This is a genomic window from Rhodococcus sp. Z13, from assembly GCF_025837095.1.
GTDB lineage: Bacteria > Actinomycetota > Actinomycetes > Mycobacteriales > Mycobacteriaceae > Rhodococcus > Rhodococcus sacchari.
On the sequence record NZ_CP107551.1, the window covers coordinates 345,899 to 359,619 of the forward strand.

Here is a 13,721-nt window from a genome sequence, read left to right on the forward strand (position 1 = left end):
TCGGGGGGGACATCACCGCCGAGCAGCCTCGGCTCACGCGTCCGCGAGGGACTTCGCGGCGGTCTCCTCGGTTCCCGTGGATTCCCCACGGGGGATGGTGAACGTCGCTGCCACACAGGCGATCGCGACGACGAAGCACGCGATCGTGTACCAGAGGCTACCGATCGGATCCCCGTTGCCGGTGATCCCGTCGGTCGCCGCGAACCAGTCGGGCAGCGCGAAGCCCCACAGCACCGCCATCACCGCGAGATACGCGGAGGCGTACCAGCGCACGAGATCGTTCGAATAGCCCGGTGTCCCGGATTCCCGCAGCCGCCGCCACTGCCGGGCGAGCACGTACACGGCCACGATCGACAGGATCACGAGTTCGGCGGTGTAGATCGTCGCGCGGACCGTGGTGCTGTTCATGCCGATGACGGTCGCCGGGGCGGGCAGGAGCACCACACCCACCGAGGCCAGCAGACCCACCACCACTGTGCGCCAGGCGAGTTCGAGACCGCCGAAGGTGCGGCCGGCGTCGGCGTAGCGGCCGACGAAGAACTGCGCACAGAAGGCCAGGGACATCGGCCACAGGGCGGCGAAGACCACCACGCTCGGCAGCGGAACCGAGTCGAAGAACGGCTGGTTGACCGGATTGTCGAGCGACCACTCCCACCACCGCAACTGCGGGCCGAGGTGGTCGAAGATCTCGTAGAAGGCGTGGTGGACGAATCCCACGCAGACGGCACCGACGAGCGTGCCGTACTGCCGGAACACCCCGAGCATGCGGACGATCTCGAACGCGATCGTCGCCATCACCGGATAGATCGCGACGATGTACAGCGGCAGCCGCCCCCACAGGAATTCGACGGTGAACACGTTGTGGGCGAACATCGTGTCGAGATGCTCCTCGACTCCGAAGGCGTCGGGGAAGTACAGCAGCGGCTCGATGATGAACAGGAACGCGAGCGTGCCGAGCCAGACCACGAGGTTCGTGGGATCTCCCGTACGCCGCAGCCGCACGATCGCGTAGACCAGGGTCAGGACGGCACCCAGGACGATCGTCGCCTCGAGGACGGGCAGCGTCCAGTTCTCCAGCGCGAGGGGGCTGCGCAGTTCGAACGGCCCACCCGCCTCGTCGCACGAGAACCCGAGCCGGGTGGCGAGGTCGTCGAAGGTCGGTCGGCACAGATCCTGCATCAGTCCGCCTTTCCGGCAACGGTTTCGGCGGTGTACCAGCGGGTGACGTCGTAGCCCTCGTCGTAGCGGCGGAACCACACGTCGGCCAGTGCCGGCAGCTTCTCGTGCTCCGGATTGTGCTTGGGCAGCTGGCTACGGACGATGCCGACGAGGGCGACGAGCTGCTCGGACAGCGGCAGGACGTCGAAGGCCCGCGGCATGGGACCGTGATCCTCGTAGGACAGGAAGGGCAGCAGCTGCCGCAGTTTCTGCTTGCGGCGGTACGACGCGAACATCGACATCGAGTCGATCTTCCGTTCCTCGAGGGGCACGTGCTTGTTGAAGCCCTCGCACGCGATGGCGATGACGTCGAGCACGTGCCGGAACACCGAGGGGGCCTGCCGCATGCGGTAGACGTCGCTGCCGACGACGGAGTCGAAGATGATGAGCGCCGAACTGCGGTGCTCCACCTCCTCGACGAAGTGCCAGATGAACAGTGAGGCCACGCGGTCGTCGCCGGGACGGAACAGGGCCGCCTCGTTGTCGAGCATGAGCTTGAAGACCGGGGTGAAAGTGGCCTCGAGGTCGGCGGTGTAGGCGAGCCGGTACTCGGGGGAGGTCTCGGCGGTGAGCTTGTCGAAGGCACCGATAACGTCGTCGAGGGTCTCCTGGAGGCCGGGATAGCTCTTGATCAGGCCCTTGACGTGCTGGCGGTGCGCGGTGGAGTGCTGGCCCTCCTGGTACATGAAGGCGTTGGCCTCTTCCAGGACCTCCGGGTCGGTGATCCGCGGGGTGATCTCGCGGATCATGTTCACGATCATCTTCTCGAAGCCGATCGCGAGGAACGAGACGGCGTTGGCCATGCTCGAGAAGGCGGGGTTCTCTTCGTTCCACAGGAACGGCACGTGGTAATCCGCGAATGCGAAGCGCATCTTGCGGACCTGCAGGTTCGTCATCGGAGTACTACCTCTCGTGGAGACGGGCCGGATTGCGCCTCGGGTGAGCTGTCGAGGTGTCGGTCGGCGTGACCATACACGAAAGCGTCTCTGTGTATGATAGGAGTCGCATCGGCTGTGTGCAGGCGTTTCGAAGGCTCTTCCGGTGCCCGTCCGTGCTACTTTCGGCTTCCGTTCGACCGAGCTCTCGAGGAAGCGCAAGTGGCACGCAGACGTGGGTGGGGTGGGAGTCCTCCCGCCGACGACGAAGAGGCGGCCCGCCGCATCCTGGCGGCGGCGGTCGAACTGGTCGACCGGACCGGAGCAGAGATCAGCATCGCCGACGTCGCCCAGTCCCTCGGCGTCATCCGTCAGACCGTCTACCGGTACTTCCCGAGCGCCGACGCCCTCATGCGGGCGGCTGCCGTCGCCTCGGTGGAGGGCTTCCTGGACCGGCTCGCCGCGCACGTCGCCGGTCTCACCGACGCGGCGGAGGCCATGACCGAGGGGGTCGTCTTCACCCTCGCCGAGGTACGGCGCACCCCGCATCTCGGCATCCTGTTGTCGAGCAGCTACTCGAGCCCGCACCTCGAGGCTCTCGCCTCCGAGGAGGCCCGTGCCTTCGGTATGACGATGATCCGGCGCTTCGAGGTGGACTGGGAGAGTTACGGCTACGACGACGACTCGCTCGCCGAACTCGTCGAGTTCGTGCTGCGCACGATGCAGTCGTTCTTCGTCTCCCCGGGCAATCCGCCGCGCAGCGACGACGAACTGCGCCGATATCTGCGCCGCTGGATGGGGGCGGCCATCCTCGCGCAGCGGGACGTCGCGATCACGGCCGAAAGGCCTCGACCGTAGCCGGGGGAAAAATTCCGTGACGGGGGTTGCAGTCCGAGTGTGATGTAGATAACATCGAAAGTGCGAATCGAGCTTATGAGACGTCCGCGGACGACAGAGAGAAGCTCGTGAAGCAGAGATCCGGCCCGGAGAACGCGTAAAGCGAATCACCGGGCCGAACCCCTGTTCAAGGGAGGATTGCACCCGCACCGATCGTCTCGACTGCGAGGAAATCCCGCAGGATTCACGCTCCTGGGCTGCGCCGGCGTCGACGCGACCCGCCGCTACGTCTCCGGCCCCTATCGGATGGAGACACTCGCGGGTGTGAGCCACTGGATTCCCGACGAGGAACCCGAGGTGCTCGCGCGGCTGATCCTCGAGCACGCGACCGAGCACGGCCGGGAGGCTAGACGCGCAGGCGTTCCCGGCGCAGCTGCTCGACCTCCGGCAGATCCAGCGGCGGCAGCGAGTCGACGCCCAGGGCCCGCGCCAGCAGGTGGTCGGCGAGTTCGGGATTGCGGGCCAGGACCGGACCGTGCAGGTAGGTGCCGATCACCGAACCCTGCACGGCACCCTCGAGTCCATCGCCCACACCGTTGCCGTCGCCGCGCTCGACGCGGCCGAGACCCGCGGCATCCGGCCCCAGAGTCGTTCCGCCACGGTGGTTCTCGAATCCCGTCAACGGCTGCGTGAGACCGGGGACGATCGGGCGGGTGACGATCTCGCCGATCGAGCGGGTCTGCTGCGGCGAGGTGGTGACGTCGAGCAGACCCACCCCGTCGACGCGTTCGCCCGCCGACGTCTCGTACCAGTGGCCCAGCACCTGGATGGCGGCGCAGATGGCGAGGACGGGCGCGCCGCGTCCGGCGGCCTTCTGCAGCCCCGGATAGCGCAGCAGATGCCGCGTGGCCAGTCGCTGCGCGAAGTCCTCCGCCCCACCGAGGGTGTACAGGTCGAGGGACTCGGGCACCGGATCGCTCAGGCCGATCTCGACGATCTCGGCGTCGTGACCGCGCATACGCAGCCGCTGCCGCAGCACCAGGGCATTGCCGCCGTCGCCGTAGGTGCCCATGACGTCGGGGAGCACCAGGCCGATGCGGACGGTCGAATCAGACATGCGCAGCTCCCTTGGAGATGGCGGTGTTGAGATCGCGGAAGGCGGTGTAGTTTGCGAGCACTTCCACGCGGCCCGGCGGGCACGAGGCGATCGCTTTCAGCGGATCCGCCACGAGGGTGTGCTCCACACCCGCGTAGGTCAGCCGGACCCCGAGGTCGGTACCGCGTTCACCGGACGCCACCACCTGCACGCCCTCGAAGTGCTCGAAGCGCACGTCCCACAGCCACGACAGGTCCTCGCCGTCGGGCACCTGCCCGTTGACCGCGATCACCAGGCCGTCGACCGTCGGATCGATCATCGACAGGGCCTCCTGCCAGCCGGCGGGGTTCTTCGCCAGCAGCATGTGCACGGAGTGCGGGCCCACCTGCACCGTCTTGTAACGGCCGGCGACCTCCTCGACCACCGATGCCGCCGCAGCGGCCTTCGCGGGGTCGGCGCCGAGTGCCACGGCCGCCGCCACCGCCTGCGCGGCGTTGCCGCGGTTCGCGCGGCCCGGCAGTGTGAGCTTCAGCGGCAGGACCAGGCCGTTCGGACCGTAGAGGTTCTCGTCGTCGACCCACCAGTCGGGCTTCGGCCGCGCGAAGTCGCCGCCGGTGCTGTACCAGTGGTCGCCCTCGCGGACGATGGGTTCGCCGGTGCGGGGGCAGCTCACCGAGTCGTTGGCCCAGCCCGCCCCGGCCGCGACCCACACGACGTTCGGGTTGTCGTAGGCGGCGGAGGTGACGAGGACGTCGTCGCAGTTGGCGACGATCACCGCGTCGGGATGCCGCTTCAGGCCCTCGCGCAGCTTCCGCTCGATCATGTTGATCTCGCCGACCCGGTCGAGCTGGTCGCGGGAGAGATTGAGCAGCACGATCGCGCGCGGCTCGAGGGCGTCGGCGACGTGCGGGGTGTGCAGTTCGTCGACCTCGATCGCGGCGAGCGGCGCCTGCAGGTCGGTGGCGAGTGCGGCGACGATCCCGGCGTCCATGTTGGCGCCGTCGGCCTGCGTGACGACCGAGTCGATGGTCTCGAGCGCGGCGGCGGTCATGCGGGTCGTCGTGGACTTGCCGTTCGTGCCGGTGACGAGCACGGTCCGGCGACCGTGTCCGAGCTGCTTCATCAGCGTCGGCTCGATCTTCAGGGCGATGAGCCCACCGATCATCGAGCCCTTACCGCGTCCGGCCTTCTGGGACGCCCACGCGGCGGCCTTCGCGGCGCGCAGCGCGAGCCGTCCGCGTGCGGTGATTCCTGTGCTGGTTCCCACGTCGGCGAGTGTTCCACAGGCTCGCGACGGGTGTGTCGCCGGAGGAGCGTCCTGCTCGTCACACTGCCGAGTCCGCCCTGGGCGGCGAGGGCCCCGAGGACGACGATCACACCGCCGAGCAGGTCGGACGGGGCCGGACGTTCACCGAGGGTGATCCAGGCGACGCTGAAACCCACGACGGGGACCATCAGTGAGAGCGGTGCGACGGTGCCGGCGGGATAGCGCGACAGCAGGGAGGCGTAGATGCCGGTGCCGGCGATCGTGCCGGCCAGGACGACGTAGGCGAGCCCGGCCAGCGCCAGGCCGCCGTCCACGGTGGTGACGGCGGTCCCGAGGGTGGACCAAGCGTGCGGGCCCTCGACGAGCCAGGAGATCCCGAAGAAGGGGAGGACGGGCACGACGCACATCCACAGCATCAGGCGCATGGGGTCGGTGGCATCCGCCCTGCGGGTCGCGATGTTGCCGACGGCCCAGGACAGACCGGCGAGCACGGCCAGTGCCAAGGGGAACAGGCTCGCGTCCGCGGCGCCCCGGCCCAGCGCCACGATCGTCATGCCGATCACTGCGACGACCAGACCTGCGAGGCGGACGGCGTCGAGTCGTTCCCGGAGGAACAGGGCGGCGAGCAGGACGGTGAAGGGAGCGGACGACTGCAGCACGAGCGATGCCAGGCCGGTGGGAAGCCCGGCCTCCATCGCCCAGAACAGGAAGCCGAACTGGGCGAATCCGAATCCGGCGCCGTAGAGCAGGAGCCAGCGCAGCGGCACCTGCGGTCGCGGTACGAACATCACCACGGGGACGGCGATCACCGCGAAGCGGAGCCCGGCGAAGAAGAAGGGCGGGAAGTGGTCGAGACCGAACCGGATGGCGAGGAAGTTGCATCCCCACAGCACCACGACGGTGAGCGCGAGCAGACGGTCCCGAAACGACATGCGTCAATTCTTCGCGAAGGAAACAATCAGAACAAGCGAATGTTGCTGAAGCAATTGTGTAGTTTATCTACATGGATGTGATGCGGTTGCGGATTCTCCGTGAGCTCGCCGATCGCGGAACCGTGGCCGCGACGGCAGCGGCCCTGTCCATGACGCCGTCGGCCGTGTCGCAGCAGTTGAAGGTCCTCGCGCGGGAGGCCGGAGTGCCCCTGCTCGAACCCGACGGCCGGCGCCTGCGGTTCACAGACGCCGGTCGCGCGCTCGTGGTGCGCGCCGACGAGGTGCTCGACGCCCTCGACCGGGCGGCCGACGAGATGACCTCCTACGCCCGGTCGCCGCGTGGCCGGGTGCGTGTCGCTTCCTTCCCCTCAGGGGCGGCCCTGCTGCTCCCGGCCGTGCTCGAAGCGGCGGACGCGATCGGCGTCGAGGTCGATGCGAGCGACGAGGACGTCCCGGCCTCCGCCGTGCCGGCCCTGCTCGCCGACTACGACGTGGTGCTCACCCACCGGGACGAGCGGTCGGCGCCGCTGACCGACCCCCGCGTCCGCGTCGACACGCTCATGCGCGAACCGATCGATCTCGTCCTCCCGTCCGGGCATCGGCTCGCGTCGCAGGAGAAGGTACGGATCGACGAGCTGGCGGGGGAGGACTGGATCAGCGTGCGGGGTGGCTTCCCCGTCGACGACGTGCTGCTCTCCGTCGCCGCGGTGACCGCCATCCGTCCGCGAGTCGTGCACCGGATCAACGACTTCCGTGTCATCGAGGAACTTGTGGCGGCAGGTCGCGGGGTGGCTCTGCTGCCGCGCCATTCGGTGCTGCATCCGCACCTCGTGCGGGTACCTCTGGCCGGGGTGCGCGCGGCGCGGATCTACGAGCTCGCCACCCGGCCGGGCGCCGCCCGGCGACCGGCCGTGGCCGCAGTGCTCGACAGCTTCCGTGCCGCGGCGGCACGGAAGCTGTCGAGGTGAGAACGGTATGCAGGTGACGAGCCGGAGGTCAGGGCCGGCCGGAGGCCAGGACGACCGGTGTCAGGACGGCCGGTGTCAGGACGGCCGGTGTCAGGACAGGGCCTTGGCCTTGAGGGCCTCGAACTCGGCCTGGTCGATGACACCCTCGTCGAGCAGCTTCTTCGCGTCGGCGATGTGCTCGGCCGGCGACTTCCCGGCGACCGAACGGATGTAGTCGTCCTGCGCGGCCTTGAACTGGGCGGCCTCCTTCGCGGACCGCTCGGCCATGCCGCTGCCGTGGACGATGAGATAGATCAGGCCCGTCAGCCACGGGAAGATGAACAGGAAGACGATCCAGATCGCCTTGACCCAGCCGGACTGCTCCCGGTTCCGGAACAGGTCGCCGATGATCATCCAGAGCATGATCAGGTACGCGATGAAGGCGAAGCAGACGACGATGTACCAGATGATGTCCATGAATTCCATGCGCACACTCCGGGTTCGAGCAGAATTTCTTCTGCGAGACGAGAATCGGGGGGAATTCGACGGATTTCACACAGGGTGCATTTGCCGTCGTCAAACCCCTCGAACTATATCTTCCGACAAAGCGTGACAATCGGACGAAATGCTAGCGAATGGATGAATTCCACGGGTGAAAATTCGTGAAACGACGAATGCGGTGGACCCCGACGGGGTCCACCGCATTCGTGCGAGAGGGATCAGCGGTGGGCGCGGTTCACCGCGGAGACCACTGCGCGCAGCGACGCCGTGGTGATCGACGGGGCGATACCCACACCCCACACCAGGACGGTCTTGCCGTCGGGGCGGGTGACGTCGGCCTCGACGTAGGCGGCCGCGTTGGCGTCGTCGCCGGCGGACATCGCGTGCTCGGCGTAGCCGCGGATCGACACCCGGTAGTCCAGGCTCTCCAGCGCCTCGACAAAGGCGGCCAGCGGGCCGTTGCCGGTCCCGGTGATCTCCTTCTCGACGCCCTCGACCTTCAGCACCGCGGTGATGGTGTCCTCACCGTCGTCGGTCTCGGAGGCCGTGACCTTCTGGCGGATGCGCTCGAGCGGCGTGATCGGGGCCAGGTACTCCTCGTGGAAGATGTCCCACATCTCCTTGGGGCTGACCTCGCCGCCCTCGCCGTCGGTGACCTTCTGGACGGCCTGGGAGAACTCGATCTGCAGACGACGCGGCAGGTTCAGGCCGTGGTCGTGCTTCATGATGTAGGCGATGCCGCCCTTGCCGGACTGCGAGTTCACGCGGATGACGGCCTCGTAGGTGCGGCCGACGTCCTTCGGGTCGATGGGCAGGTACGGCACGGCCCACGTGTGGTCGTCGATGTCGACACCGGCGGCGTCGGCATCGGCCTTCATCATGTCCATGCCCTTGTTGATGGCGTCCTGGTGGCTGCCGGAGAAGGCGGTGTAGACCAGGTCGCCGCCGTACGGATGACGCTCGTGGACGGGCAGCTGGTTGCAGTACTCGACCGTGCGGCGGATCTCGTCGATGTTCGAGAAGTCGATCTGCGGGTCGACACCACGGCTGAACATGTTCATGCCCAGGGTGACCAGGCAGACGTTGCCGGTGCGCTCACCGTTGCCGAACAGGCAGCCCTCGATGCGGTCGGCGCCGGCCTGGTAGCCCAGCTCGGCGGCGGCGACACCGGTGCCGCGGTCGTTGTGCGGGTGCAGCGACAGGATGATCGAGTCGCGCTTCGCCAGGTTGCGGTGCATCCACTCGATCGAGTCGGCGTAGACGTTGGGGGTGGCCATCTCGACCGTCGCCGGCAGGTTGATGATCACCGGGTTCTCGGGAGTCGCGCCCAGGGTCTCGACGACCGCGTCGCAGACCTCCTTGGCGTAGGTCAGCTCGGTTCCGGTGTACGACTCGGGGGAGTACTCCCAGCGCCAGTTGGTGTCGGGGTGCTTCTTCGCCTCCTCGAGCACCAGCTCGGCGGCGTCGGTCGCGATCTTCTTGACCGTCTCCTTGTCGGCCTTGAAGACGACGCGGCGCTGCAGGATCGAGGTGGAGTTGTAGAAGTGCACGATCACGTTCTGCGCGCCGGCGCAGGCCTCGAAGGTGCGCTTGATCAGCTCGGGACGCGACTGCGTCAGCACCTGGATGGTGACGTCGTCGGGGATCGCGTTGTCCTCGATGATCTCGCGGACGAAGTCGAAGTCCGTCTGACTCGCGGACGGGAAGCCGACCTCGATCTCCTTGTAACCCATGCGTACGAGCAGGTCGAACATGCGCCGCTTGCGGGCGGGGCTCATCGGATCGATCAGGGCCTGGTTACCGTCGCGCAGGTCCACGGCGCACCAGGCGGGGGCGCGGTCGATGACCTTGTCGGGCCAGGTGCGGTCGGGCAGCGAGATCGCCTCGACCTCCTCCGCGAACGGCCGGTACCGGTAGGTCGGCATCGAGGAGTTCTTCTGCTTGTTCCACGACGGCTGGTCGGCCGGAGCGGGCTTGCTCGGAGGGGTGATGGTGCGCGAGCCGGAGGTGAAAGCGTCGGCGGGTGACATGACGTACTCCATTGAAGAAAAGGGGACCTGTGAGTCCAGATCGAATATCGACCGGCGCGTCGAAACCCCGCGACGGGAAGCCGGTCTGGTCAGATCCCGCCGCGGCGGCCGAGGAGAAGGGCGCGCTGCATGTCCAGCAGTGTATCGCGCCGTGCCGGGGGTCGACCAAGTGGCATCTCGCACATCTCTCCGGCAACGATCGGAACGGATCGTTGCGCGAGTTCACCGGGCGTCCGTTCTGTTCGTGATCCGATCGATATCTCCTCGACCCGCGCGTGATCCGGTGGTCACCTAGCGTCGCTCGAGTAACTGCAGCAACAAAAGAAACATCTGTCACAACTGTGCGGTGGAGAGGTGCGTCCATGACGTTGCGAAGGGGTCTGGCCGGATCGTGTGCGGTGCTCCTGGGCCTGGCCGTCCTGGTCGCGACGGCTCCCACTGCCGGGGCCGAGCCCTGCGGCTCCCCCGGGGTCATCGGCTCCGGTCCGCTCGGGAGCCTGGGATCGGGTTCGGGTGGCAGCGGCTCGAGCGGCGGTCTGCCGGCCCAGGGGCCGCAGGGACCACTGCCGACCCTCGATTCGGGCCCGACCCGCACCGTGGCCTGGGTGACGGGCCCGCGCAGCATCAACGACACCTACGAGCGGTTCACCATCTCGGGCACCGACCTCGGGATCATGTGGGACAACGGTGGTGAGGGCGAGGACCGGCAGCTCCTCATGGCCTTCGGCGACACCTTCGGGAACTGTTCGGTGCCCGGTCAGCAGTGGCGGCACAACGTCCTCATGCGCAGCACGGACACCGGCCTGGAGGACGGTATCGACGTGCCCGATCCGGTGCCGGGCGACCTGAGGGCGGGTTCGCCGGTCCTGCTCGAGGACCCGGACTTCTCCCGCGAGCTGGTGGGCAGCCTCGGACTCGAGGGCGTCGAGGTCACCGTCATCCCCACCGCGGGTATCGCCGTCGACGGCGTCCAGTACCTCAATCTCATGTCGGTGCGTGCCTGGGGCGAGCACGGCGAGTGGTGGACCAACGCCTCGATGATCGCCACCTCGGGGAACAACGGTGAGACCTGGACGATCCAGCCGTCCACCGTCCGGCTGAACCTGCCCGTCGACGTACCCGGCCTGCGGCAGGTGTCGCAGGGCAACGAGAATTTTCAGCAGCACGCCTACGTCCGCCACGAGGAGTACGTCTACGACTTCGGCACTCCCCAGGGCCGCTTCGGTGCGGCCCACCTGTCCCGCGTGCCGGCCGATGCGCTGCTCGATCTCGCGGCCTACGAGTACTGGAACGGACAGGAGTGGGTGCCCGACGATCCCTCCGCCGCGGTGCCCGTGCTGCCGGCGGCGGTGGGGGAGATGTCGGTCGCCCACCTGGGCGGGAAGTTCGTCGTGCTCTACGGCAACGAGATGCTCGGCCGTATCGAGATGCGGACCGCGGAGCGGCCCGAGGGGCCGTGGAGCGAGCCGAGGGTGCTGGTGACGGCGCAGCAGATAGGCGGGCTCTACGCCCCCTACATCCATCCCTGGTCGTCCGGGAACGACCTCTACTTCACCGCATCGAGCTGGGGTGACTACAACGTCATGCTGTTGCGCACGACACTTTCCTGACGCGACCTCTTCACGAACTGCCGCGATCGGTAAGCTTGGCCTCTGGACTTGTTTCCCCAGACCCGGAGGTTGGCCAGCGTGGCACTCGTCGTCCAGAAGTACGGAGGATCCTCGGTCGCGACGGCCGAGCGGATCCGGCGCGTCGCTGAAAGGATCGTCGAGACCAAGAAGGCGGGCAACGACGTCGTCGTGGTCGTCTCGGCGATGGGGGATACGACCGACGAGCTCCTCGATCTCGCCCAGCAGGTGTGCCCCGCACCGCCGGCCCGTGAGATGGACATGCTCCTCACCTCGGGTGAGCGCATCTCGAACGCGCTGGTCGCGATGGCTATCCACTCGCTCGGCGCCGAGGCCCGGTCGTTCACCGGCTCGCAGGCCGGTGTGATCACCACCGGCAGCCACGGCAAGGCGAAGATCATCGACGTCACGCCGGGCCGCGTGCGGGCCGCCCTCGACGAGGGCAGCATCGTGCTCGTCGCGGGCTTCCAGGGCGTGAGCCAGGACAGCAAGGACATCACCACCCTCGGTCGTGGTGGTTCGGACACGACCGCCGTCGCTCTCGCAGCCGCCCTGAACGCGGACGTCTGCGAGATCTACACCGACGTCGACGGTGTGTTCACCGCGGACCCGCGCATCGTCAAGGACGCGCAGCGCCTCGAGACGGTCTCCTTCGAGGAGATGCTCGAGCTCGCCGCGTGCGGTGCGAAGGTCCTCATGCTGCGGTGCGTGGAGTACGCCCGCCGCTACAACGTGCCCGTGCACGTTCGTTCGTCGTACACCACCAAGCCCGGCACCATCGTGTCCGGATCGATGGAGGACATCCCTGTGGAAGAGGCCCTGATCACCGGCGTTGCGCACGATCGCAGCGAAGCCAAGATCACCGTCGTCGGTATCCCGGACACCCCCGGCTACGCCGCCAAGGTGTTCCGCGCCGTCGCCGACGCCGAGATCAACATCGACATGGTGCTCCAGAACATCTCGAAGGTGGAGACCGGCAAGACCGACATCACCTTCACCCTGCCGAAGAGCGAGGGCCCGCGCGCCGTCGAGCTCCTCACCAAGCAGCAGGGCGACATCGGCTTCACCCAGGTGCTGTTCGACGACCACATCGGCAAGGTCTCGCTCGTCGGCGCCGGCATGAAGAGCCACCCCGGTGTCACGGCCAAGTTCTGCGAGGCCCTCGCCGACGCCGGCATCAACATCGACCTCATCTCCACCTCGGAGATCCGCATCTCGGTGCTCGTCGACGACACCGAACTCGACGACGCCGTGCGTGCCCTCCACGCCGCCTTCGACCTCGGTGGCGAGGAAGAGGCCGTCGTCCACGCAGGAACGGGACGGTAATTTCTCATGACTACTCTCGCAGTCGTCGGTGCGACCGGTCAGGTCGGCATCGTCATGCGCACCCTCCTCGAGCAGCGCAACTTCCCCGCCGACAAGGTGCGGTTCTTCGCCTCGGCCCGCTCGGCCGGCAAGAAGCTGCCCTTCCGCGGTGAGGAGATCGTCGTCGAGGACGTCGCTGCGACCTCGGACGAGGACCTGAAGGGCATCGACATCGCGCTGTTCTCGGCCGGTGGCACCCTCTCGAAGGAGCAGGCCCCGCGCTTCGCGGCGGCCGGCGCGATCGTCGTCGACAACTCGTCGGCGTGGCGCAAGGACCCCGAGGTCCCGCTCGTCGTGAGCGAGGTGAACCCGGACGAGGTCAAGAACCCGCCCAAGGGCATCATCGCCAACCCGAACTGCACCACGATGGCCGCGATGCCGGTGCTGAAGGTGCTGCACGACGAGGCCGGTCTGCGTCGCCTCATCGTCTCCAGCTACCAGGCGGTCTCCGGCAGCGGCCTGGCCGGTGTCCAGGAGCTCGTGGGGCAGGTGCGCGCCGTCGCCGACGAGGCCGACAAGCTCGTCCACGCCGGTGACGCCGTCGACTTCCCGGCTCCGGACAAGTACGTCGCGCCGATCGCCTTCAACGTCGTCCCGCTGGCCGGATCGCTGGTCGACGACGGCACGGGCGAGACCGACGAGGACCAGAAGCTGCGCAACGAGTCGCGCAAGATCCTCGGCATCCCCGACCTGCTCGTCTCGGGCACGTGTGTGCGCGTCCCTGTCGTGACCGGGCACTCGCTGTCGATCAACGCCGAGTTCGAGCGCCCGCTGTCGGTGGAGCGCGCCAAGGAACTGCTGGCCGACGCGCCGGGCGTCAAGCTCGTCGACGTGCCGACGCCGCTCGCCGCCGCCGGCGACGACGTGTCGCTGGTGGGCCGCATCCGCCAGGATCCGGGTGTGCCGGACGGCCGCGGCCTCGCCCTGTTCGTGTCGGGCGACAACCTGCGCAAGGGTGCCGCGCTCAACACGATCCAGATCGCGGAGCTGCTGGTCTAGGAACCCTCCGCACCACCTCTTCGAGC

At 67.8% G+C, this 13,721-nt stretch carries 12 protein-coding genes; 5 read left to right on the forward strand and 7 right to left on the reverse strand.

Annotated elements, in window-relative coordinates:
* Positions 1–33: 33 nt before the first annotated feature.
* The gene (locus tag OED52_RS01580; protein WP_264152968.1) at positions 34–1,179 is read right to left on the reverse strand and encodes a hypothetical protein; all 1,146 of its coding nucleotides are present in this window, start codon (positions 1,177–1,179) and stop codon (positions 34–36) included.
* A complete protein-coding gene (locus tag OED52_RS01585) occupies positions 1,179–2,114 on the reverse strand; it encodes a metal-dependent hydrolase (RefSeq protein WP_264152969.1) in 936 nt (311 codons plus the stop codon). Before OED52_RS01585 ends, OED52_RS01580 begins: the two co-directional genes overlap by 1 nt.
* A gap of 201 nt (positions 2,115–2,315) precedes the next feature.
* Between OED52_RS01585 and OED52_RS01590 the strand changes: the two genes are divergently transcribed.
* A complete protein-coding gene (locus OED52_RS01590) occupies positions 2,316–2,951 on the forward strand; it encodes a TetR/AcrR family transcriptional regulator (protein WP_264152970.1) in 636 nt (211 codons plus the stop codon).
* Positions 2,952–3,336: 385 nt separating this feature from the next.
* Here the strand turns inward: OED52_RS01590 and OED52_RS01600 are convergent, their stop codons facing one another.
* From OED52_RS01600 to OED52_RS01610, 3 genes are read right to left on the reverse strand one after another with little or no spacing between them, the layout of a single operon-like run.
* Positions 3,337–4,047, reverse strand: a complete 711-nt coding sequence (locus OED52_RS01600; RefSeq protein ID WP_264152971.1) for a type 1 glutamine amidotransferase — start codon at positions 4,045–4,047, stop codon at positions 3,337–3,339.
* Positions 4,040–5,293, reverse strand: coding sequence for a Mur ligase family protein (locus tag OED52_RS01605; RefSeq protein WP_264152972.1), 1,254 nt, complete (start codon positions 5,291–5,293; stop codon positions 4,040–4,042). Before OED52_RS01605 ends, OED52_RS01600 begins: the two co-directional genes overlap by 8 nt.
* Positions 5,188–6,225, reverse strand: a complete 1,038-nt coding sequence (locus tag OED52_RS01610; RefSeq protein ID WP_264152973.1) for an EamA family transporter — start codon at positions 6,223–6,225, stop codon at positions 5,188–5,190. The genes OED52_RS01605 and OED52_RS01610 overlap by 106 nt, the downstream gene beginning before the upstream one ends.
* Before the next feature lie 71 nt (positions 6,226–6,296).
* Here OED52_RS01610 and OED52_RS01615 point away from each other — a divergent pair, with 71 nt between their 5' ends.
* Complete coding sequence (locus OED52_RS01615; RefSeq protein ID WP_264152974.1) at positions 6,297–7,193, forward strand: LysR family transcriptional regulator; 897 nt, start codon at positions 6,297–6,299, stop codon at positions 7,191–7,193.
* 90 nt (positions 7,194–7,283) lie between these two features.
* On the opposite strand, the gene OED52_RS01620 is transcribed toward OED52_RS01615, so the two are convergent.
* Together OED52_RS01620 and leuA are read right to left on the reverse strand one after the other, a co-directional pair.
* Positions 7,284–7,658, reverse strand: a complete 375-nt coding sequence (locus tag OED52_RS01620) for an SHOCT domain-containing protein (RefSeq protein ID WP_264152975.1) — start codon at positions 7,656–7,658, stop codon at positions 7,284–7,286.
* A gap of 233 nt (positions 7,659–7,891) precedes the next feature.
* Entirely contained in the window at positions 7,892–9,703 is a 1,812-nt protein-coding gene (gene leuA / locus OED52_RS01625) for a 2-isopropylmalate synthase (protein ID WP_264152976.1), read from the reverse strand.
* Between the two features lie 362 nt (positions 9,704–10,065).
* Here leuA and OED52_RS01630 point away from each other — a divergent pair, with 362 nt between their 5' ends.
* The 3 genes from OED52_RS01630 (at position 10,066) to OED52_RS01640 (ending at position 13,695) form a co-directional block, all read left to right on the forward strand.
* Positions 10,066–11,313, forward strand: a complete 1,248-nt coding sequence (locus tag OED52_RS01630; protein WP_264152977.1) for a DUF4185 domain-containing protein — start codon at positions 10,066–10,068, stop codon at positions 11,311–11,313.
* Positions 11,314–11,391: 78 nt separating this feature from the next.
* A complete protein-coding gene (locus OED52_RS01635) occupies positions 11,392–12,657 on the forward strand; it encodes an aspartate kinase (protein WP_264152978.1) in 1,266 nt (421 codons plus the stop codon).
* 6 nt (positions 12,658–12,663) lie between these two features.
* Positions 12,664–13,695, forward strand: a complete 1,032-nt coding sequence (locus OED52_RS01640) for an aspartate-semialdehyde dehydrogenase (protein ID WP_264152979.1) — start codon at positions 12,664–12,666, stop codon at positions 13,693–13,695.
* The last annotated feature ends 26 nt before the right edge of the window (positions 13,696–13,721 follow it).

Bases quoted from the DNA above. Each gene is read 5' to 3' on its own strand.
- OED52_RS01615 (WP_264152974.1), top strand. From the start codon at position 6,297: ATGGATGTGATGCGGTTGCGGATTCTCCGTGAGCTCGCCGATCGCGGA.
- leuA (WP_264152976.1), bottom strand. From the start codon at position 9,703: ATGTCACCCGCCGACGCTTTCACCTCCGGCTCGCGCACCATCACCCCT.
- OED52_RS01640 (WP_264152979.1), top strand. From the start codon at position 12,664: ATGACTACTCTCGCAGTCGTCGGTGCGACCGGTCAGGTCGGCATCGTC.
- OED52_RS01620 (WP_264152975.1), bottom strand. From the start codon at position 7,658: ATGGAATTCATGGACATCATCTGGTACATCGTCGTCTGCTTCGCCTTC.
- OED52_RS01630 (WP_264152977.1), top strand. From the start codon at position 10,066: ATGACGTTGCGAAGGGGTCTGGCCGGATCGTGTGCGGTGCTCCTGGGC.
- OED52_RS01580 (WP_264152968.1), bottom strand. From the start codon at position 1,179: ATGCAGGATCTGTGCCGACCGACCTTCGACGACCTCGCCACCCGGCTC.
- OED52_RS01600 (WP_264152971.1), bottom strand. From the start codon at position 4,047: ATGTCTGATTCGACCGTCCGCATCGGCCTGGTGCTCCCCGACGTCATG.
- OED52_RS01585 (WP_264152969.1), bottom strand. From the start codon at position 2,114: ATGACGAACCTGCAGGTCCGCAAGATGCGCTTCGCATTCGCGGATTAC.
- OED52_RS01610 (WP_264152973.1), bottom strand. From the start codon at position 6,225: ATGTCGTTTCGGGACCGTCTGCTCGCGCTCACCGTCGTGGTGCTGTGG.